Genomic DNA, 19651 nt, shown 5'->3' on the forward strand with positions numbered 1-19651 from the left:
ACTCTTATTTTGCTTCAACAGAAGCGAACTCGGCTGCATGCGAACCGGCGCAATGCCCGGTCGTGAATGCCGCCGTGATGTTATAGCCGCCCGTATAACCATGGATATCGAGCACTTCGCCGGCGAAGAATAGGCCAGGTGCCTTTTTCGACATCATCGTCTGCGGGGCGATCTCCTTGACGGAGACACCGCCGCCGGTGACGAACGCCTTGTCGAAGTCGAGCGTGCCGATGGCGTGAAGCTCGAACGCCTTCAGCTGAGTCGCGAAATCGAGGACCGATTGCTTCTTCAACTGGCTCGCGTCTTCTTCGCCGAACGCGAGTGCCGCGAGCAACAAGTCGAGCATCCGTTCCGGGATGAAACCTTTCCAGACGTTTTTGACGGCTCGTTTCGGTTGCGACTGAACTTGTTTGAGTAGTTCTTGATACAGTTCGTCGCGCGCCATGTCCGGGAACAAGTCGAGCGACAACGTCACGACACGTTCTTTACTACGCTTACGCTCTTTAATCGTATACTGGCTGCAACGAAGGGCAATCGGTCCGGAGATACCGAAGTGCGTGAAAATCATGTCCCCGCGATGCGTCTTGATCGGCTTCCCTTTTTTACCGTGGACGGTGAGGGCGACGTCTCGTAGCGAGAGGCCTTGCAGTTCCTTCGTCCCGATGAAGGCGTCGTTCAATTTGATGGGCACCTCGGTCGGGAACAGTTCGGTGATCGTGTGACCGGCCTTCTCGGCCCAAGGGTAGCCGTCGCCAGTCGATCCGGTATGCGGGACCGACTGTCCGCCGACGGCAATCACGCATGCGTTCGCCTCGATACGTTCCCCGTCTTCGAGTTCGACGGCTGTGAACTCGTTTTCTTCATTAAAATGGAGCGTCTTTACTTTGGCGTTCTTTCGAATCTCGACGCCGAGGTCGTCGATGGCACGGAGCAACGTATTGACGACGTCTTGTGCCTTGTCGGTCACCGGGAACATCCGACCGTTGTCTTCTTCTTTCAACGGGATGCCGAATCCGGTGAACAAATCAATGATGGATTGATTGTCGAACTGGGCGAGGGCGCTGTAAAGGAAACGACCGTTCCCGGGGATAAACTGGACAAGTTCGTCGACCGGTTTCCGATTCGTCACGTTACAACGGCCGCCGCCAGAGATCGCGAGCTTGCGCCCGAGTTTTGAGCCTTTGTCGATGAGGAGCGTGCGCGCGCCGGCTTTCGCCGCGGCATAAGTGGCCATGAGACCGCTCGGCCCGCCTCCGATGATGATGACGTCTTTCATGATGGTATACCTCGTTTCTATCAAATCGATCGGTAAAATTATCGTAACTTTATTATCCGCAACAGTAAGAGTATAATGAGAAACAGTTGTTTTGTAAAACGAAGTCATTTCATGATGAACCGAATAGATGGAGGTAACGCATGTCATCAAGCGTCAAACAAGATTCAGGAAGAGAGTCGTTCGTCAGAGGGACGCTCCTTCTATCCGCCGGGAACTTGATTTCTCGGATGCTCGGGTTGTTATATACGTTCCCGTTCCAAGCGATGGTCGGGATTGCCGGTGTCACGCTCTATCAGGCGGCGTATACGTATTACGCACTCATGATCGCCATCTCAACGGCGGGCATTCCGGTCGCCGTCTCGAAGTTCATCGCCAAGTATAACGCGCTTGGCGAATACGGGACGAGTCAACGCTTGTTCCGACAAGGGATGAAACTTATGCTCGCTACCGGCGTCGTCGCATTTCTCATCTTATTTTTTGCGGCACCTTGGCTCTCGGAGCTGATGGTCCGTAACTCCGACAACAATCAGCAATATGTCGACTCGCTCACGCTCGTCACGCGCAGCGTCAGCTTCGCACTCCTCCTCATCCCGGCGATGAGCATGGTCCGCGGTTATTTCCAAGGTCATCAAGACATGGCACCGACGGCGATCTCACAAGTCATCGAACAGATCGTCCGCATCTTGTTCCTGCTCAGCGGGACGATGCTCGTCTTGTTCGTCTTAGCGGATTCGGAATTGATTCGACCGCTCGCCGATACGCTCGGCGGAACCGGTGCGGTCGAGACGACAGAGTTGAACGGATTAAAAGTGCTCGCCGTCACGATCGCGACGTTCAGCGCGTTCATCGGAGCGATCGGTAGTATCGTCGTGTTGGCCATTTACTGGCGGAAACGAAAGCTGATCCACACGAATACGGAAAATCCGGAAGGAACGCCGGTCCGGTCGATGAAGTCGCTCTTGCTCGAGCTGCTCAGCTATTCGATTCCAATCGTCATGGTCGGATTGTCGACACCGCTCTATCAGTTCGTCGACCAGTTGACGATGGTGAACACGCTCCTCAATTCAGGGAAGACGGTGTCCGAGGCGACTTCGGCGTTCGGATTCTTGACTGGGAACGCCCATAAAATCGTCTTGATTCCCGTGTCGATTGCGGCGAGTGTGTCGATGGCGACCATCCCGCTCGTCACGCGTTCGTTCACGCACGGAGACATGACGAAAGTGCGCAACCAAGTGAATCACATCTTCCAAGTGTCGTTCTTCGTGACGATTCCAGCCGTCATCGGTCTCGTCGCATTGGCTGAACCGTTGTTCGGGACGTTGTTCCCGCGTGACCGGGAAGGGTGGATGTACTTACTTCACTACGCGCCGAGTGCGTTCTTCTTGGCGTACTATTCGGTAGCGGCCGCGATTCTACAAGGGATCAATCGGCAATATTTCACCATCTTTGCCACGGCGATGGGACTCCTCGCTAAAGTCGTCTTGAACGTCCCGTTCGTCTATTTGCTCGGCGGCATCGGGGCCGGTTATGCGACGATTGCCGGCTATATCGTCGCCATCGTCCTCATGGTTTGGAAGATTCAACGGGCGCTCCAGTTCCCGTATAAACAGTTGCTCCGCCGAACGATGCTCATGTTCGCGATGGGGGCTGTCATGTTTATCGTCGTCTATGGGTCGTTGTTCGTTACGTTGAATCAAGAACCGAGCTGGGGGAATGACATTCTCGCGACGTTCGTCGGCTTCGGTCTCGGCCTCATCGTCTACGGCTATCTCGGTTGGAGAAGTCATTTGGCCGGTAAGTTGTTAGGGAAACGATTCGAGTATCGGAGGAAAGCATAATGCGGATTGATAAATTATTGGCCAATATGGGGTATGGATCCCGAAAAGACGTCAAGCTGTTATTGAAACAAGGCGCCGTTCAAGTGGATGGTCAACCGGTGAAAGATGCGAAGCGGCATGTGAAACCAGAGACAGAGGTTGTGACCGTGTTCGGTGAAGCGGTCGACTATAAACCGTTCGTCTACCTGATGATGAACAAACCGGAGGGCGTCGTCAGCGCGACCGAGGATCAAGTCGAGACGACGGTTCTCGAATTGATTGATCCGTCCTACGCACATTACGAACTGTTTCCGGTCGGACGGCTCGACAAGGACACGACCGGGCTACTGTTGTTGACGAATGACGGGGCGTTCAATCATGCGCTCATGTCCCCGCGAAAGCACGTCGATAAAGTGTATGTCGCTGAAATCGATGGCGAGATGACCGTCGACGATGTGCGCCGGTTCGCCGAAGGCGTCGAGCTCGAGGACGGATACACGACGAAACCGGCCCGTCTTGAAGTGATTAGCCGGAACGGTCGTCGCTCGATGATTCGCCTGACGTTGTCTGAAGGCAAGTATCATCAGGTCAAACGGATGGTCGCGGCCGTCGGGAAACACGTCGAACGGCTCGAACGGATTCAAATCGGGACGCTCGAACTAGACCCGACGCTCGAGCGGGGTGCTTACCGGGAGTTGACGCAAGAAGAATATGACGCCTTGTTGGCGTGATGAAGCGACCGATGGACGAGTTGTCCATCGGTTTTCTTGCGCAAAAAAAGAAGCCTCAACTTGAGACTTCCACGTAATTTTTATTCAGTTTGCCGTCTTCAGCGACCGTTTCGATGCGGTCCACGTTCCGCGGCTCGGACTCTCAACAAGATTATTGTACTCAAGCACGTTCAAATCACGCTGGACAGTGCGCGATGTGATTCCGAACTCTTCTACTAGTTCTGAAGTGGTGACGCATTCCCTTTCGTTTATGAACAAATAAATGGACTTGATGCGGGTTAGCATACGATCTGTTGAACCTTTCATTGGATGACCTCCCAATGCGTAGAATGGTAAAGACATAACCGACGAACGACAAAATGAAATATGAAATTGTTATTTTCTAAAATTACACCTTTAGTATACCGCTCTCGGATAGAATTGCAAGTGAAAAGCACGAACGTTTCAAATGTAAAGTTGATGTTACGAACGTAAAAATCGAATGAATAATTTGTAAAACAGGTAAAATCAAGCTAAAAGACGAACGAAAAAAACTTTTCGAAATGAATGTTCGTCTTTCTAACATTTGGATATACTAATAGAGGAGACAACATTCGCAAAGGGGAGATTGACATGAACTGGAGACAAGAAGTCGATACACGAAAAGAGGCATTTCTAGACGACTTACACGGATTGCTTCGCATCCCGAGCGTGCTCGACGAATCAAAAGCAGGACCGAATGAGCCGTTCGGACCGGACGTGCGCCAGGCCCTCGACTACATGCTCGAGCTCGGTCAGCGGGACGGGTTCACGACGAAAGACGTCGGCGGATACGCCGGACACCTCGAATACGGGGAAGGGGACGAACTCGTCGGCATTCTTTGCCACTTGGACGTTGTGCCGGCCGGGGAAGGTTGGACGTATGGGGCGTTCAACCCGACGGTCGCGGACGGGAAAATTTTCGCGCGCGGGAGCAACGACGATAAAGGGCCGACACTTGCCGCCTATTACGGGTTAAAGATTGTGAAAGAGCTCGGCTTGCCGCTTTCGAAACGGGTTCGGCTCATCGCCGGGTGTGACGAAGAGAGTGAATGGCGCTGCGTGCGCGAGTATTTCAAGCATGAAGAGATGCCGACGTACGGATTCGCACCGGATGCCGATTTCCCGATCATTAACGCTGAAAAAGGGTTGTACGACGGGATTTTGAAACAAGTTCCGATTCAACGAGTACCGGGAGCAAAACATCAATTGATTTCGTTCGTGAGCGGAGAACGTCCGAACATGGTCCCGGATTACGCGACGGCCGTCTTGAAGACGGACGAGGTGCTCGAAGAGAAGTTCGAAGCCTACCTCGAGAAATACGAGGCGGACGGGACTTGCGTCTATGACAAAGGAGAATATACGTTCACGATGCGAGGTGTTGCGGCCCATGCGATGGAGCCGGATAACGGCGTGAACGCGGCCTACGTCCTCGCTGGATTCTTGTTGCCACTTCCGCTTGATATTCAAGGAGAGCGTTACATCGAATTCATCCGCCACGTCTTCGCCGATTCGCGGGGCATCTCCCTCGGAATCGAAGCGAGTGACGAGACGGGCGACTTGACCGTCAACGGCGGCGTGTTCCGTTATAACGAGGATGAGCGCACAGCGACGCTCAACATCCGTTATCCGTACACGGCGAAATTCACGGAACGGTTGCAAAACTTGAAAGAAATCGCCTTGTCGTTCGGCTTCGAACTGTCAACACGTCACCATATGCCACCGCATCACGTCGCGGAGGATCATCCACTCGTCAAGACGCTTCAAGCTGTATATGAACGGCAAACGGGCGAGTCGGCCAACTTGATGGCGATTGGCGGGGGGACTTACGCCCGTTCGCTCGAGGCCGGTGTCGCGTTCGGCGCGCTGTTCCCTGGTGCAAAAGATGTGGCCCATCAAGTCGATGAATACATGGAAATTGAAGATTTGTTACGGGCGGCTGCGATTTATGCGGAAGCCATCTATGAGCTCGCTAAATGAAAAACACTCGGAGAGCTGACTGAATCGGTCAGCTCTCTGCCTATTCGAAAGGAAGTTTATTGTGAATCAGCAAAAACGGTTATACCAATCGATTTATGTCGCCATCTTTTTCGCCCAAGGTGCGTTAATTCCATACATGACGTTATTTTTCTCTCAATCCAGATTTGATTTGTCTCCGAGTGAGGTCGGGACGATCGTCGCGATTCTGCCGATTCTCTCCATCGGGGTGCAGCCGCTATGGGGAATGCTCGCCGATCGGACCGGTCGCGTCCGAGCTTGGCTCGTCCTCGCGATGATTGGCGCTGCCGCCATCTCGATCACGTTTTTGTTCGCGACAGCTTACTTGTGGATCGTTCTGTTGATGGTCGCCTGGTCGATTTTCCAATGTGCCCACATCCCACTCGTTGACATGATGACGCTCGACTATACGGCCCGCGCTAAAATCGATTACGGTGCGATTCGACTCTATGGCTCCGCCGGGTTCGCCATCGCTGTGTTCATGATGGGCCGAATCGCCGACACACCATGGGGGCTTTCGAGCACGTTCCTCCTCAGTGCGATCGTCCTCGTCCTTGGGAGTATCATCTTGCGGCGAATCGACGAACCGGGGTTGGCCCGGACGACGACCGTCGCGCCATTCGCCTGGTCGGCCGTGTGGAACGTCCCGTTCGTCGCTTTTTTAATCGGAGGGATGCTCGTCTTCGGTCCGATTTATGCGAACAACTATTACTTCGGCATTTACGTGACGAGTATCGGTGGGTCGACGACGCTCGTCGGGACATTATTTTTAGTCGCCGTGCTCTGTGAGATCCCATTCATGAAAGTCGCGTATCAAATCGTCGCAAAACTCGGCACGGTGAACGTGCTCGCGGGCGCCGCCTTCATCTCGGCCATCCGAAACGGCTGGCTCGCCCTCGAGCCGCCACTTCTCGTCGTCTGGATCTTGGCAATCGTCCAAGGGCTCGTCGTCGGCTTGCTCATCCCGGTAGCGCTTCAGTTCGTAAGGAGCCTCGTCAGTCTGAACGTGACCTCGACGGCGATTGGCGTCTATATGGCACTCACGTCAGGTTTGGCGACGGCTGCCTTCAACCAATTGAGCGGAATCATCATTGAAGTCGACAGCATCATTGGTGTATTTTGGATGTACACCGCAGTCAGTCTTCTTGGAGCGGCTTTGTTTTTAGGCATGAGACGGTTCCGTGAGAAAGGATGATTCCGATGACGACACATTATTTTATCGCCTTGCCGATAGAAGCAGACGAGTTCGCACGCATTCAACGGGAAGTACTCCCTTATTATTCCTACCGCCGTGTCTATCGACCGGACGAGTTCCATTTGACGCTTCAGTTTCTTGGGGCGCTCGATGACGATCAAGTCGAGGCCGTGAGAGAAATCACGAAACAAGTGGCGAATGAGACGAGACCGTTCACGTTGACGTTCGAACAGATTGATTTCTTCGGTCGACCGGATCGTCCGCGCGTCTTGACGATCATTCCAGAAGCGTCGCCTGCACTCACCGCGTTCGTGAGCACGTTGCGGGGACGATTGCACGATGAAGTACCGGGGCTCGACCGAAAAACGTTCGTCCCGCACGTCACACTCGCAAAAAAATGGGACAGTGGCCATGTCGTGCCGCACATGGCACCGACGTTCCATGTTACCGAAACGATTGACGCGGCCGTCTTGTATCGAATCAACCCGAGTCACACCCCTGCTTATGAAGCGGTGGACGTATTCCCGTTAACACGCTCAGAGGAGGACACATGGCGATCCCGATTAAAATTTTTGACGTGACGTCGAAGTATGAACGAAACGTCTTGGACCAATATAACCGTTACCAAGAATATGTGGAGTCCGATACGGCCCGCATGCGACGCTTGCACGAGCTCAATCGTTTGAATCCGCCCGAAGTCGTCGAGTTCGACAACCCGTGGTGGAAATTTTGGCGCAGAACCGAACGCATCGAACTCGAGCCGACCCCGTTGACCGATTCACAGTTTCAGGCGCTGTTGGCGTCGCGAAAGAAGATGCAAAAGTTGCAGTTCGCGTGCGAGGGTGCGACCGAGGCGGACGCCCCGTTGCTCGCATTTTTACGTGACTTCGGCTACCGGAACATGTTGACGGAATGGAATGAACACCATTTCTTCATGTTCCGTCCGGTCGTCCGTTGGAACGGGGCGACGGTGGAGTTGAGTCATCTCATCATCGGTCCGTCCCATCTCTATATCGTCGAATGGCTCGAAGGGGACCGGAGCATCTATCACATATCAAAAGAGAAGACATGGATTCATCAGCCGCTCAAAGGGGAAAATACCCGTGTAGTCAATCCGCTCATCGCTTTGACGCGAACTGAGGAGATTGTCCGTCTGTTTCTTCCGTCCTATGACGGGGTCTTACAGAAAGTGACGGTGGCCCCGAACGGCTATTTCGATCATGTACCTACATCAAGCACGACCCAGTTCATCTCACGGTCGGACTATGACCAGTGGCTCAAACAAGTGAACGGGCGTGCCCCGATCGTGAAAGCCCAACAAATTCGAGATGTGGCGACACTTCTAGACCAGACAGCTCAGATGCCGTTTCGACAATTTATGGATCAGTAGGTAGGAGAGGATGGAACGCGTATGCATCACACACCTGACCAACAGACGACGACACATGCGACAATCGAGCGAGCGTCTTTATTATCGTTCGAATTGATTCGGCTCGAGGTCGTCCCAGAATATGAAGCCATTCCAGTGCAGATCGAACAAAATGGGCGCCCTGTCGACTATACGATTGTCGACGAACGTTGGACCGAGACGGGGACGATGGAACGGGACGTGAGATTGAGCGGGCCCGTCTCGCTCGAGACCGTCTATACCGTCTTCCACCCGGGCCATAAAACGATCGTCGCAGTCCCAAGAGAGATCGTCCAGACCAAAGAGTTCGAGCGGCGTTATGCGTATGACGGCCCCCTCGGTCTCGTCTTCGGTGCCACCACGATTGAAGCGTTCATTTGGTCACCGGTCGCCTTCTCGATATGGGTGACGGTGCACGATGAGACGACCTCCCGTGAAATCGAACGGTTTCGGATGACGCGACAAAGTCGCGGCGTCTGGCATGCCGACATTCCGCGATTATATGAAGGGCTCCTCTATCGGCTGCACGTGAAGACGCCGGTCGAGACGAACGATGTCGTCGACCCTTACGCGAAAGCCGTCAGTCTCAACGGCGAGTTTGGCGTACTGGTCGATGTCGAGTCCCATCTCGCCTCAAGCGTCGAACGAGTGGAGCGGCCGCCGCTTCGAAAAGCGACAGATGCCGTCATTTACGAGTTACACATCCGTGATTTCACGAGCCATCCGTCATCGACGAGCCGCATGAAAGGGTTGTACGGAAGCGTGGCAGAGACGGGACTCACGACACAAGCCGGACATAGTGCCGGGCTCGACTATATCAAACAGCTCGGCGTGACCCACGTCCAACTGCTTCCGGTCCATGATTTTGGAAGTGTCGATGAGGCGACCCGCATGCCGTACAATTGGGGATATGACCCGATTCATTGGTTCGCGATTGAAGGCAGTTACGCGAGCGAACCGAGGGCGCCGTTGTCCCGCGTGACCGAGTACGCCGAGCTCGTCACCGACTTGCACCGCGCCGGCCTCCGGGTCGTTGTCGACGTCGTCATGAATCACGTTTACGTTCGGGAGCAATCCGCCCTCGAGGCGCTCGTCCCGTATTATTTCTTCCGCTACGAACATGACGGGACTGTGGCGAACGGCACCGGGGTCGGGAACGATACCGCGTCCGAGCGCTACATGATGCGGCGCATGATCGTCGACTGTGTGACCTATTTCGCGTCGGCATATCACGTGGATGGATTCCGGTTCGACTTGATGGGGATCCATGACGTAGAGACGATGAATCAAGTGCGCATCGCGCTCGACAAAATCGATCGCTCCATCCTGATTTATGGGGAAGGGTGGGACTTGGCGACACCGCTCAGTCCGTCGATGAAAGCGACGTCGCATAACGCGGCCCATATGCCGCGCATCGGTCACTTCAACGACATGATGCGGGATGCGCTCAAAGGCTCGACGTTCAACGACCGCGAGCGTGGGTTCGTCTCCGGTAATGAGTGGCGAGAGTGGGAACTGAGAGAATGTTTGACCGGTGCCGTTCAAATTCCGAACGTGACGGTCGGCCGCTTCCCGAGCCCGCAATATACGATCAATTATGTCGAGGCGCACGACAACCACACGACGTATGACAAGTTGAAGCTCGCATGCGAGGACATCGACGAGGCGACACGGCTACGGATGCAACGATTTGCCACGGCCATCGTCCTCACCTCCCAAGGCGTGCCCTTCTTGCACGCCGGACAGGAGTTCGGCCGGACGAAGCATGGGGTCGAGAATAGTTATAACGCACCAGACCGAATCAACCACCTCGACTGGGACCTCCGCGACGAGCGTGCTTGCGAAGTCGAATATGTGAAAACGTTGCTCAAGCTGCGGCGTCGCCATACGTGCTTCCGGTATGACACACGACAAAAAGTCATCGAGCAGTTCAAGTTTTTACCGTCTCCCCCTGGCGTCATCGCCTATGAGGTGACGGCGAGCCATTCGTATGATGCGTGGCAACGTGTCCGCGTTTATTTGAACGGGACGTTTGAAGACGTGACGTTCCATGCGGAAGGGGATTGGAACGTGTTCGTCCAGGGCGAGACGGCGAGCTTTACGCCGATTGACCGGAATCCAGCCGAGATTCGAGTCGAGTCGTTGTCAATGACGATTATCGCGTGTTAATATGGTGATTGTATCTTTTTAACTTCTTATGAGATTTGAGCGTGATGACTATGTATTCAGATATAATCGGTGCGCTCGGCGAGGAATGGACGGTCGCCTCCGCAGGCGGCATCACTGGCGAGGCATACGTGGCGACGACGCGCCAACAAAAAATCTTCGTCAAGCGAAATTCGTCTCCATTCTTGGCGATTTTATCTGCCGAAGGCATCGTTCCAAAATTGTTATGGACAAAACGGATGTACAACGGTGACGTCCTCAGTGCCCAACAGTTTATCGAAGGTCGTGAACTGTCGCCAGCCGATATGCAACGTTCGGACGTGGCGGCACAACTTGGAAAAATCCATCATTCGAAAGAGCTATTATTCATGTTACAGCAATTAAATCATACACCCGTCACGTCGTCGCTTTTGCTCCGGCAATGTGTCGCCTACGGCCAAGATGAGTCGAACCGAATAATCGACGAGGCCATACAGTGGCTCACCCGCCATCAGCCGGCCGATGACGACCGAGAGCTCGTCGTCTGTCATTCGGACTTGAATCATAACAACTGGCTAGAAGATGAATCCGGCCAACTGTACTTGACCGACTGGGACGATGCGATTATCGCTGATCGCGCCTTCGACTTGGCGATGGTGCTCTACAGTTACGTCGATGAGGCGGGCTGGGAGGATTGGTTCCGTCAATACGGCGTCGACTTGACGCAGTCGTTGCATGAACGCATGCATTGGTACGCCGTCGCGCAAACCGTGCTTACGATTTATGGGGAACAAAGTGAACTCGAGCGGCTTGAAGGTCTCGCGGTGTTGAAAGAACTTCTCGAGGAAGCCGATGAATGAACGAAAAAAGGGATGGCCCGGTAATCGGGTCATCCCTTTCCATATGCATCACACATCATCTGGTTTCATAAAGAACGCCCATACGAACGTCGCGATGACGGCGCCGAAAAATGTTAACGGGGCCGCATAAAAAATCAAAAATTGGTCCAACGTGCTCATCAATCTAACCTCCCTATGAAGGATGATATACGTTCATTAAACAATGTTTTCGTGTATAATCGCAAGGGGACTGCTTGCTCGATGGGCCACAGTCGGAATAAACTTGAACATTTCATGAACGAAAGGTAGGATTTTCATGCGATTACGCCATAAGCCTTGGGCGAAAGATTATATGCAAGCTCAAGAACACGTTTTTATCTCCGAACCAGAGACGCTGAAAGGGAAGTGGAACGAGGAGTTCGGTAACGAAAACTCGCTCTATATCGAGGTCGGGTCCGGGAAAGGTCAATTTATTTTTGGGATGGCCACACAATTCCCAGACGTCAACTTCATTGCCATCGAGTTGTTCGAGAGCGTAGCTGTGTCAATCGTTCAAAAGTTGGTCGAGACGCCGATGCCGAACGTGCGCGTCTTGACGGTCGATGCGAAACAGCTCGTTGACTATTTTGATGCCGGTGAAGTCGATCGCATCTACTTGAACTTCTCGGACCCATGGCCGAAAACACGTCACGCAAAACGTCGTCTGACGTACAAGACGTTTCTCGCCACGTACGAGGCCGTATTGCCGAGTGGGGGCGAGATTCACTTCAAGACGGATAACCGCGGTCTATTCGAATACTCACTCGAAAGCATGAGCCAGTACGGCATGTACTTCACCGATATTTCACTTGATCTTCACGTAAATGAACCGGCCGATAACGTTAGAACCGAGTATGAAGAGCGGTTTAGCGCCATGGGGCAACCGATCTATCGTATGGAAGCCGCGTTCCGATCGAAAATTTGACACGCTTTTTTCTTATTTTAATAGCATTTTCTTCACACTTTTTTCTTTCTTCTTGGTACAATAGGAATGACGCTAAATTGGAATTAAAGAAGGGGGAACATGGGGATGTTGAAAAAAGCATGGGCAAGCCTGCTTGCAGTAATCTTCATTCTGACAATCGCACCACTGAATCCGTCGGCGAACGAGGCGTTCTTGGACGCCCTCGAAGAGGATTTAAAAGCCACGCACTATGATTACAAAGAAGGAACGGCTGAAATTATCAAGCAAGAGACGCTTACGTCTTCGAACGGTAATGAAATCATTGCGGCGGTCGTCGAACTCGATACGATTCGTGACGGGATCTTCATCACACGCAAGACCGAGTTCCATTATTTCGATGCGACAGAAAACAAGATTTTAGAAACGGCGGACCTTGCTGAAGTCGAGGGTGCGACAGAGTTTTCAGATGCGAACATCGATTTGCTCGGACAAAAAGTCGTTTACTGGTTACCAGTTTTAATCATGTTATTGTTGATTGCGATTCCAGCACTCATCTTGTTCTTCGTCGTGCCACGTTTCTACTCGACGACTGAATACATGAACCCGATTTACGAGAAAAACGATAATCCACGCTAAAAAAGAGCCAAAAGGCTCAGCTTGTTGACTTACATCAATTGAATTGCTCGTCCTTCCGGCGCTTACGTTTTCCACAGGCAATCCCGGAGCCGCATCGCGACTCGCGTCGCTGCCGGGTCTCCGTCGGATTGCTTTTCCTGCCGGAGTCGGGGCGCCGTCGGACGAGCAACACAAACGGTCGCCGTCGGGTGGCCGTTTGTGTTTTTCTAGGGGGGCTCGATCTCTTAGAACACAAAAAAGACGAACCGATCCGCTTTTTGCGAAGGGGTTCGTCAACAGCTTGAGAGCCGAAAGGCTTTTTTTTCATGCTTCTTGTTTCAGTTGATCCATGATTTGCTCGAGCTCCATTCCGTTGCCGGATGATACGGCCGCGACGAACGCACTCTCGACAATCGGACCGTCATAGAACTGGACGGCTTTATCGCCTTCATACATATCGATTGCCAATTCGGCGTTCATCGTCGCCGAACCGATATCGGATAAGAGGAGCGCCTCTTTGTCGACGGCTTCAATCGCCTCGAGGATTCGGGTCACATCGGTCCCGATGCTCCCATCTTCGAGTCCGCCGGCGAGATGGATTGGGACCGCCGGCGCCATTTCTTTCAACAAGTCTTGAATCCCTTCAGCAATCTTTTTACTGTGGGAGACGATGATGAGTTCGACGATGTTAACCGACCTCCTTCATGATGGCTTTCAAGATGATGGCGCTCGACATCGCACCGGGGTCGACCGTGCCCCGTGAGTTCTCTCCAAAGTATGAAGCGCGGCCTTTCGTCGCTTTCATATCTTCCGTGTCATGGACGAGACGGTCGAGCTTTTCTGCGTAATCGTCCGAATCGGACAACCCCTTCAAAAACGGTTCCCATACATCGACCATCGTCTTTTGACCGACCTCGGATTTTCCGCGTGCCTTGATGGAGGCGGCGCCTTCTTCTAACGCTTGCTTGACGAGCGGGAAGTCGGCCTCGGTCGCATCGCCGAACGCTGTCGCGGCTTTGACGAAAGCGAACCCGTAAAGCGGACCGGCTGCTCCGCCAACTTTTGCCATGAGCGTCATGCCGACTTTTTTACTCAACGCGCCTAACGATTCATAGTCGTCATCAAGAATGGCGGAGACGGCGTCGAACCCACGGGACATGTTGATCCCGTGGTCCCCATCGCCGATGGCGCGATCTAGGTCGGTCAATGTGTCTTTATGTGCCTCGATCTCTGATTGGGCGTTTCTTAGCGCTTCTTTCAATCCATCAATCGTTAACATGCGATCAACACCTCGTTTGTTAAATTTTAAATCCGTGTGCGGCCGAAGGCGCGTCTAAATACGTTGTGATTTCATCGTCGAGCGGCAAGAGCGTGATGGAGAAACCATGCATCTCGAGCGATGTCATATAGTTGCCGACGTATTTCCGTTTGAGCGTATAGCCGGCGGATTCTAATTTTTTGGCGACGAAATGATACGTCACGTATAGTTCGGACAACGGTGTGCCGCCCATTCCGTTGACCATGACGGCCACTTCGCCGGGTTCGACTTCTTGTTTCAAATGATCGAGTAAGTCGTCAACGATTGAATCAACGCTCGTCGTCGGTTTGCGCTCGACGCCGCGCTCCCCGTGAATCCCGATGCCAATCTCCATCTCTTCTTCGTTCAAATCGAAGCCTGGTTTACCGCTCACCGGCATATAACAAGGCTCGACGGCCATCCCCATTGAGCGGACGTGGCTCGCGACTTTCTCAGCGACGGCTTTCACTTCTTCGAGCGACTTGCCGCTCGCTGCTGCCGCACCGGCGACTTTATGGACGAATACAGTCCCGGCAACACCACGGCGGTCGTCTTTGTTTGAGATGGCGACATCGTCGGCGACGACGACGTGGTCGACTTTGATCCCTTCGGCGTCAGCGAGTTCGGCCGCGAGTTCGAAGTTCATGACGTCACCGGCATAGTTTTTCACGACGAGGAGGACACCGTTTCCGCCGTCCGCTGCCTTGATGCCCTCGAGCACCATATCCGGTGTCGGTGAAGTGAACACTTCTCCACACACCGCCGCATCGAGCATCCCATCGCCAACATAACCAGCGTGCGCAGGCTCGTGACCGCTCCCGCCGCCTGAGACGAGACCGACTTTTCCAGACTTCGCACCATCGGCCCGACAGATGACGTTTACCCCTTCGACACGACCGTACACGTCAGGATGGGCATGGACCATCCCTTCCACCATTTGCGATACGAGCTCATTTGCTTCACCGATCAGTTTTTTCACGTGGGATCACTCCTTTTCGATTTTAAAACGTACCAATTACATTTTTCCACTCTTTATAGACGTTTAAACAAAAAAAGCCGGCGAGTGTTCGCCGACTTGATTACGCATATTCAAGTAGTGCACCAGTCTCTGAATCGACTGTGAACTGGTACGTTTTTTCTTCGTCATTCTCGAGAACCGAGATGCCGCCTTTGAAGACGTCATACTCGCGCCCGTCATACGTGTACACTTCTGGTGATGCCGAGATCCATGCCCCTTGGACATGACCTTTGGCAGAAAATGCGCGTTTCGTGTATTCGAGTGCGTCCTCGGCCGATAAGCTTCGTTCATCCAAAACTTTCTTCGTCATAAGTGCGGCAACGACAGCGACCCCGATTCCAACTAACCAATACCTTTTCTTCATATGACTACCTCCCCTTGAACTATGGCTATCATGTATATCGTACCAAAACCTGTACCCCATTGGAATGAAAAGCATTCGCATCTCATGAAAACTTCTGTATATAATGGTGGCACAACGGTTGAAGGGATGAGACAGATGGAACAAAAAACGAGAGACTTATTCAAGACGCTGACCGAGCTGCCGGGGGCACCGGGGTTTGAGTCTGACGTCCGTCAGTTTGTGCGCGACCGCATCACACCGCATGCGGATGAAATCATGACGGACGGCATCGGCTCGATTTTCGGAAAACGGACCGGGGACGAGGCGGGACCACGCATCATGGTCGCAGGCCATATGGATGAGGTCGCGTTCATGGTGACGCGCATTACGGACAACGGCATGCTATACATACAACCACTCGGCGGCTGGTGGAGCCAAGTGCTCATGGCGCAACGATTCGACATCGTGACAAACGATGGCAAAATCCCTGGCGTCGTCGCTTCGACACCGCCGCACTTGCTCGGACCGGATGCGATGAATAAACCGATGGACATGAAACAAATGTTCATCGATATCGGTGCCGACTCGAAAGAGGAAGCGGAATCGTGGGGCGTCCGACCAGGTCTTCCGGCCGTGCCTACGAGCGACTTCACGCCGCTCAAACATCCGAAAAAAATCATGGCGAAAGCGTGGGATAACCGATACGGTGTCGGGCTCGCCATCGAGTTGCTCGAGGAGACGACGAAAGCCGACCACCCGAACATCCTCTTCTCAGGAGCGACCGTTCAAGAAGAAGTCGGCCTTCGCGGTGCGCAGACGGCTGCCGAAATGATTCAACCGGACGTCGCGCTCGTACTCGATGCGTCACCCGCCAATGACGCGTCAGGCAACAAGACGGAGTTCGGCCAACTCGGGGAAGGGGCGCTTATCCGAATCCTTGACCGCGTCATGGTCATGTCACCGGAAATGCGCGATTTCTTGCTCGATACGGCGTCGGACGAGAACATCAAAACGCAATATTTCGTCTCACCAGGCGGGACGGATGCCGGACGGATTCATTTGAGCGGACAAGGGGTGCCGACGGCGGTCATCGGTGTCGCGGCGCGATACATCCATACGCATGCCTCGATTTTGCATACGGATGATTACGACGCAGCGAAGGCGCTTCTCAAGGCGCTCGTCAAGCGACTCGATCGTTCGACGATGGAGACGCTGCGCGGCTCACGTTAAAAGGGGAACGTCACTTCTAAAGTGGCGTTTTTTTATTGCTATTTGCCTAGAAACGCTTATACTAAAAAACGTGTGAAGACATAAACTTTACGACTGACAAGACAATGAAAAGAGGAAGGTCCATGTTAAAGAAGAAAGGCATTACGTTAAGCCCGTCGCTGTATTTCGTGACGGCGCTCAGTTATATGGCGCTCGGTCTATTCAGCACGCTCATTATCGGGCTGATCATAAAGACGATTGGGGGACAACTGAGTGAGGCGGGAATCGGTCCGTTCGGTACGACGCTCATCGCCATCGGAGACGTTGCGATCAGCTTGACCGGGCCGGCCATCGGAATCGCCATCGCCTATGCCTTGCAGGCACCGCCGCTCATCTTGTTCGCCGCGCTCGTCGTCGGGACGTTCGGCTATGAGTTCGGACCGGCCGGAAGCTATGTGGCGACGCTTCTCGCCGTCGAAGTCGCAAAACTCGTCTCGAAATCGACGAAACTCGATATTCTCGTGACCCCGTTCACGACGATCGCTGTCGGCTATATGAGCGCGACGTATATCGGAAAGTATGTCGGTCTATTCATGACGCAGCTCGGGACGTGGATTGAATGGGGGACGGAACAACAGCCGCTGTTCATGGGGGTCGTCGTTGCCACACTCATGGGACTCGCATTGACGGCGCCGATTTCGAGTGCGGCCATCGCCCTCATGCTCGGTTTGAGTGGAATCGCCGCTGGGGCCGCCACCGTCGGATGTGCCGCTCAAATGGTCGGCTTTGCCGTCACTAGTTATCGGGATAACGGTATCGGCGGGGCCGTTGCCCAAGGGATTGGCACGTCGATGCTCCAAGTCGGAAACATTGTCAAAAATCCATGGATTCTTTTGCCACCGACGCTCGCTGGAGCCGTGCTCGCACCAATCGCCATCTTATTGTTCGAACTTGAAAGCGTCGCGGCGGGCGCAGGGATGGGGACGAGTGGCCTTGTCGGACCAATCGTGATGCTCGAGACGATGGGATTCAGTTGGCATACGGTCATCGTCGTCGCAGGCTTCCTGTTCGTCGGACCGGCGCTTCTCAGCTTTGCGGTTTATCAAGTGCTCACTCGTATGAACCGAATCCGGCCGAACGATATGAAAATCGAATATTGAGCACAAAAAAAGCGTTTCTTGAGCAGAAACGCTTTTTAGATTCCAAAAAATTGCCGAACCGCCTCGACCGTCTCGCGGGGCACACGAAAGCTCGCTAAGAAGAGGGCGAGGAGCAAAACGTAGACGGGGATGAGGAACCGTTTCCGAACGATTGGTAAATAACGGGCCGCCTTTTTGAACGCCTTCTCGACAACGTAAATGACCGCGAAGCCGACGACGAGCCATATTAAAATCTCGGTCCGACTCTTGTCCGTATCGATGAACAAATAGCCGTAACGGAGTATGGCGAGCATACCGACGACGCCGACGAGTTGCTCGAGCGGATGTTTCATTTCCGGGTTCAATTGTTCCCGCGTCCATTTAGTCATATCGTCACCTTTTTCTAATAGTCTTCGCCCTCGATTATAGCAAAACGTGAGAGCGGAATGTAAGAACGGACATATGCTATCATGAATGAGGAAAAAAGAACAGGAGTGGTGAAAAATGAATCAATTGACATCTTTAGAACAGTATACGAATGCGAAACAAGAAAAGAGCGTCTTCATGTTCTCGGCGACATGGTGTGGCGATTGTCGTTTCCTCGACCCGTTCATGCCGGAGATTGAAGCAAAATTCTCCGATTGGACGTTCTATTACGTCGACCGCGACGAATGGATGGAACTCGCACAAGAGCATGACATCTTCGGGATTCCAAGTTTTGTCGCTTTCAACAACGGGCAAGAGGTCGATCGTTACGTCGGCCGTGAACGGAAGACACCGGAACAGGTCGAAGCGTTCTTGAACGGATTAGGGTGATCCCATGGAACGGAATGAACTGAGACGACACATCGAACGTCATTTCGCGGAAGGGTACCGGACGTCTTATGATCGCGAGAACGAAGTGCTCCGCATTGAACGGACGAGCGATCGCGTCGGCGTCAACATCCGACTTGCCCCACTCGTCGCGAAAGCAAAAGTGCGTGGCGTCGTCGCCATCGAGGAAGTCGTCGAATACATTCAAACGGCCCTCGCGGCAGATGAGTCGGTCACGCTGATTGGTAATGAGAAAAACATCTATCCGGTCATCCGGGCCGCCTCGTTCGCGAAAGAGACGAAACAAGGCGAGGCGCTCGTCACAACACCGCATACGGCCGAAACGGCAATCTTTTATGCCCTCGATTTCGGGAACGGATATCGTTTGATTGAAGAGCGCCATTTGACTGAATCGATGACGCGCAAGCGTCTTGAGGACATCGCGCGTGACAACGTCATGACGTTGCCGACCGAGTTGAAACGAGACGAGGTTGCCGGGAATACGTTTTATTTCTTGGCAGCCCGTGACGGGTACGAGGCGTCTCGAATCTTGAACGATGATTTTTTACGGGTCATGGAGCGACGGATAGAGGGGGACATGCTCGTCGGTGTCCCGCACCAAGACGTGTTGATCATCGCTGACATTCAAAATGATGCCGGCTACGATGCGATGCAACAGCTCATGTTCGACTTTTTCACGAACGGACGCATCCCCGTCACGGCGCTCGCGTTCCATTATGAGGCCGGGACACTCGAACCAATTTTCATTGTTGGAAAAAAGAACCCACCAACCGACGCATAATCTGCTAAACTATGTGTGTCTAGTTTGAAAGAAGGAGCGTATTTA

Annotated in this window: 21 protein-coding genes; 14 read left to right on the forward strand and 7 right to left on the reverse strand. The window is 53.3% G+C overall.

Going from position 1 to position 19651, the window contains the following annotated elements:
* Positions 1 to 4 precede the first annotated feature (4 nt).
* Positions 5 to 1276, reverse strand: coding sequence for an NAD(P)/FAD-dependent oxidoreductase (locus DI14_RS12885; protein WP_200871122.1), 1272 nt, complete (start codon positions 1274 to 1276; stop codon positions 5 to 7).
* Between the two features lie 140 nt (positions 1277 to 1416).
* On the opposite strand from DI14_RS12885, the gene DI14_RS12890 reads away from it, so the two are divergent.
* Together DI14_RS12890 and DI14_RS12895 are read left to right on the forward strand one after the other, a co-directional pair.
* Positions 1417 to 3114: a polysaccharide biosynthesis protein gene (locus DI14_RS12890; protein WP_034809199.1), complete on the forward strand. Its 1698-nt coding sequence runs from the start codon at positions 1417 to 1419 to the stop codon at positions 3112 to 3114.
* On the forward strand, positions 3114 to 3824 hold the full coding sequence (locus DI14_RS12895; RefSeq protein WP_034809201.1) for a pseudouridine synthase: 711 nt from the start codon (positions 3114 to 3116) through the stop codon (positions 3822 to 3824). Before DI14_RS12890 ends, DI14_RS12895 begins: the two co-directional genes overlap by 1 nt.
* A gap of 84 nt (positions 3825 to 3908) precedes the next feature.
* On the opposite strand, the gene DI14_RS12900 is transcribed toward DI14_RS12895, so the two are convergent.
* The gene (locus DI14_RS12900) at positions 3909 to 4130 is read right to left on the reverse strand and encodes a DeoR family transcriptional regulator (RefSeq protein ID WP_034809203.1); all 222 of its coding nucleotides are present in this window, start codon (positions 4128 to 4130) and stop codon (positions 3909 to 3911) included.
* A gap of 306 nt (positions 4131 to 4436) precedes the next feature.
* Here DI14_RS12900 and pepV point away from each other — a divergent pair, with 306 nt between their 5' ends.
* From pepV to DI14_RS12940, 8 genes are all read left to right on the forward strand, one after another.
* Positions 4437 to 5822: a dipeptidase PepV gene (pepV, locus tag DI14_RS12905; protein WP_034809206.1), complete on the forward strand. Its 1386-nt coding sequence runs from the start codon at positions 4437 to 4439 to the stop codon at positions 5820 to 5822.
* 61 nt (positions 5823 to 5883) lie between these two features.
* Positions 5884 to 7035 carry an MFS transporter gene (locus tag DI14_RS12910; RefSeq protein WP_200871123.1) on the forward strand — a complete coding sequence of 384 codons (1152 nt, stop codon included), beginning with the start codon at positions 5884 to 5886 and terminating at the stop codon, positions 7033 to 7035.
* Positions 7036 to 7040: 5 nt separating this feature from the next.
* Positions 7041 to 7616 carry an RNA 2',3'-cyclic phosphodiesterase gene (gene thpR / locus DI14_RS12915; RefSeq protein ID WP_034809497.1) on the forward strand — a complete coding sequence of 192 codons (576 nt, stop codon included), beginning with the start codon at positions 7041 to 7043 and terminating at the stop codon, positions 7614 to 7616.
* Positions 7586 to 8425 carry an NERD domain-containing protein gene (locus DI14_RS12920; protein WP_034809211.1) on the forward strand — a complete coding sequence of 280 codons (840 nt, stop codon included), beginning with the start codon at positions 7586 to 7588 and terminating at the stop codon, positions 8423 to 8425. The genes thpR and DI14_RS12920 overlap by 31 nt, the downstream gene beginning before the upstream one ends.
* A gap of 21 nt (positions 8426 to 8446) precedes the next feature.
* Positions 8447 to 10612, forward strand: coding sequence for a type I pullulanase (gene pulA, locus DI14_RS12925; protein WP_034809212.1), 2166 nt, complete (start codon positions 8447 to 8449; stop codon positions 10610 to 10612).
* Positions 10613 to 10662: 50 nt separating this feature from the next.
* The gene (locus DI14_RS12930) at positions 10663 to 11448 is read left to right on the forward strand and encodes a phosphotransferase family protein (protein ID WP_034809213.1); all 786 of its coding nucleotides are present in this window, start codon (positions 10663 to 10665) and stop codon (positions 11446 to 11448) included.
* Between the two features lie 295 nt (positions 11449 to 11743).
* A complete protein-coding gene (gene trmB, locus DI14_RS12935) occupies positions 11744 to 12391 on the forward strand; it encodes a tRNA (guanosine(46)-N7)-methyltransferase TrmB (RefSeq protein WP_034809214.1) in 648 nt (215 codons plus the stop codon).
* Positions 12392 to 12496: 105 nt separating this feature from the next.
* Positions 12497 to 13006: a hypothetical protein gene (locus tag DI14_RS12940; protein WP_235193473.1), complete on the forward strand. Its 510-nt coding sequence runs from the start codon at positions 12497 to 12499 to the stop codon at positions 13004 to 13006.
* Positions 13007 to 13309: 303 nt separating this feature from the next.
* Here DI14_RS12940 and dhaM read toward each other — a convergent pair whose 3' ends face one another.
* The 4 genes from dhaM to DI14_RS12960 all read right to left on the reverse strand — a co-directional run bounded on the left by dhaM (position 13310) and on the right by DI14_RS12960 (position 15664).
* Complete coding sequence (dhaM, locus tag DI14_RS12945) at positions 13310 to 13672, reverse strand: dihydroxyacetone kinase phosphoryl donor subunit DhaM (protein WP_034809216.1); 363 nt, start codon at positions 13670 to 13672, stop codon at positions 13310 to 13312.
* Between the two features lies 1 nt (position 13673).
* The gene (gene dhaL / locus DI14_RS12950) at positions 13674 to 14264 is read right to left on the reverse strand and encodes a dihydroxyacetone kinase subunit DhaL (protein ID WP_034809218.1); all 591 of its coding nucleotides are present in this window, start codon (positions 14262 to 14264) and stop codon (positions 13674 to 13676) included.
* A gap of 19 nt (positions 14265 to 14283) precedes the next feature.
* The gene (gene dhaK, locus DI14_RS12955) at positions 14284 to 15261 is read right to left on the reverse strand and encodes a dihydroxyacetone kinase subunit DhaK (protein WP_034809220.1); all 978 of its coding nucleotides are present in this window, start codon (positions 15259 to 15261) and stop codon (positions 14284 to 14286) included.
* A 100-nt stretch (positions 15262 to 15361) separates the two neighbouring features.
* Entirely contained in the window at positions 15362 to 15664 is a 303-nt protein-coding gene (locus DI14_RS12960; RefSeq protein WP_024371334.1) for a PepSY domain-containing protein, read from the reverse strand.
* A gap of 135 nt (positions 15665 to 15799) precedes the next feature.
* Between DI14_RS12960 and DI14_RS12965 the strand changes: the two genes are divergently transcribed.
* Both DI14_RS12965 and DI14_RS12970 read left to right on the forward strand, forming a co-directional pair.
* Positions 15800 to 16873: a M42 family metallopeptidase gene (locus tag DI14_RS12965; protein WP_034809222.1), complete on the forward strand. Its 1074-nt coding sequence runs from the start codon at positions 15800 to 15802 to the stop codon at positions 16871 to 16873.
* 122 nt (positions 16874 to 16995) lie between these two features.
* Complete coding sequence (locus tag DI14_RS12970) at positions 16996 to 18012, forward strand: PTS transporter subunit IIC (protein ID WP_034809224.1); 1017 nt, start codon at positions 16996 to 16998, stop codon at positions 18010 to 18012.
* Between the two features lie 35 nt (positions 18013 to 18047).
* On the opposite strand, the gene DI14_RS12975 is transcribed toward DI14_RS12970, so the two are convergent.
* Positions 18048 to 18380, reverse strand: a complete 333-nt coding sequence (locus DI14_RS12975; protein ID WP_081825909.1) for a hypothetical protein — start codon at positions 18378 to 18380, stop codon at positions 18048 to 18050.
* Positions 18381 to 18495: 115 nt separating this feature from the next.
* Here DI14_RS12975 and DI14_RS12980 point away from each other — a divergent pair, with 115 nt between their 5' ends.
* Together DI14_RS12980 and DI14_RS12985 are read left to right on the forward strand one after the other, a co-directional pair.
* A complete protein-coding gene (locus DI14_RS12980; protein ID WP_034809227.1) occupies positions 18496 to 18807 on the forward strand; it encodes a thioredoxin family protein in 312 nt (103 codons plus the stop codon).
* 4 nt (positions 18808 to 18811) lie between these two features.
* Positions 18812 to 19606 (forward strand): DUF1444 family protein, encoded by a 795-nt coding sequence (locus DI14_RS12985; protein WP_034809230.1) that lies wholly within the window; start codon positions 18812 to 18814, stop codon positions 19604 to 19606.
* Positions 19607 to 19651 lie beyond the last annotated feature (45 nt).

Source organism: Exiguobacterium sp. AB2 (assembly GCF_000696055.1).
GTDB lineage: Bacteria > Bacillota > Bacilli > Exiguobacteriales > Exiguobacteriaceae > Exiguobacterium > Exiguobacterium alkaliphilum.

What these genes read in the sequence shown, in the direction of transcription:
- DI14_RS12885 (WP_200871122.1), bottom strand. Translation starts at nt 1,276, where the DNA reads ATGAAAGACGTCATCATCATCGGAGGCGGGCCGAGCGGTCTCATGGCC.
- DI14_RS12890 (WP_034809199.1), top strand. Translation starts at nt 1,417, where the DNA reads ATGTCATCAAGCGTCAAACAAGATTCAGGAAGAGAGTCGTTCGTCAGA.
- DI14_RS12895 (WP_034809201.1), top strand. Translation starts at nt 3,114, where the DNA reads ATGCGGATTGATAAATTATTGGCCAATATGGGGTATGGATCCCGAAAA.
- DI14_RS12900 (WP_034809203.1), bottom strand. Translation starts at nt 4,130, where the DNA reads ATGAAAGGTTCAACAGATCGTATGCTAACCCGCATCAAGTCCATTTAT.
- pepV (WP_034809206.1), top strand. Translation starts at nt 4,437, where the DNA reads ATGAACTGGAGACAAGAAGTCGATACACGAAAAGAGGCATTTCTAGAC.
- thpR (WP_034809497.1), top strand. Translation starts at nt 7,041, where the DNA reads ATGACGACACATTATTTTATCGCCTTGCCGATAGAAGCAGACGAGTTC.
- DI14_RS12920 (WP_034809211.1), top strand. Translation starts at nt 7,586, where the DNA reads ATGGCGATCCCGATTAAAATTTTTGACGTGACGTCGAAGTATGAACGA.
- pulA (WP_034809212.1), top strand. Translation starts at nt 8,447, where the DNA reads ATGCATCACACACCTGACCAACAGACGACGACACATGCGACAATCGAG.
- DI14_RS12930 (WP_034809213.1), top strand. Translation starts at nt 10,663, where the DNA reads ATGTATTCAGATATAATCGGTGCGCTCGGCGAGGAATGGACGGTCGCC.
- trmB (WP_034809214.1), top strand. Translation starts at nt 11,744, where the DNA reads ATGCGATTACGCCATAAGCCTTGGGCGAAAGATTATATGCAAGCTCAA.
- DI14_RS12940 (WP_235193473.1), top strand. Translation starts at nt 12,497, where the DNA reads ATGTTGAAAAAAGCATGGGCAAGCCTGCTTGCAGTAATCTTCATTCTG.
- dhaL (WP_034809218.1), bottom strand. Translation starts at nt 14,264, where the DNA reads ATGTTAACGATTGATGGATTGAAAGAAGCGCTAAGAAACGCCCAATCA.
- DI14_RS12960 (WP_024371334.1), bottom strand. Translation starts at nt 15,664, where the DNA reads ATGAAGAAAAGGTATTGGTTAGTTGGAATCGGGGTCGCTGTCGTTGCC.
- DI14_RS12965 (WP_034809222.1), top strand. Translation starts at nt 15,800, where the DNA reads ATGGAACAAAAAACGAGAGACTTATTCAAGACGCTGACCGAGCTGCCG.
- DI14_RS12970 (WP_034809224.1), top strand. Translation starts at nt 16,996, where the DNA reads ATGTTAAAGAAGAAAGGCATTACGTTAAGCCCGTCGCTGTATTTCGTG.
- DI14_RS12975 (WP_081825909.1), bottom strand. Translation starts at nt 18,380, where the DNA reads ATGACTAAATGGACGCGGGAACAATTGAACCCGGAAATGAAACATCCG.
- DI14_RS12980 (WP_034809227.1), top strand. Translation starts at nt 18,496, where the DNA reads ATGAATCAATTGACATCTTTAGAACAGTATACGAATGCGAAACAAGAA.
- DI14_RS12985 (WP_034809230.1), top strand. Translation starts at nt 18,812, where the DNA reads ATGGAACGGAATGAACTGAGACGACACATCGAACGTCATTTCGCGGAA.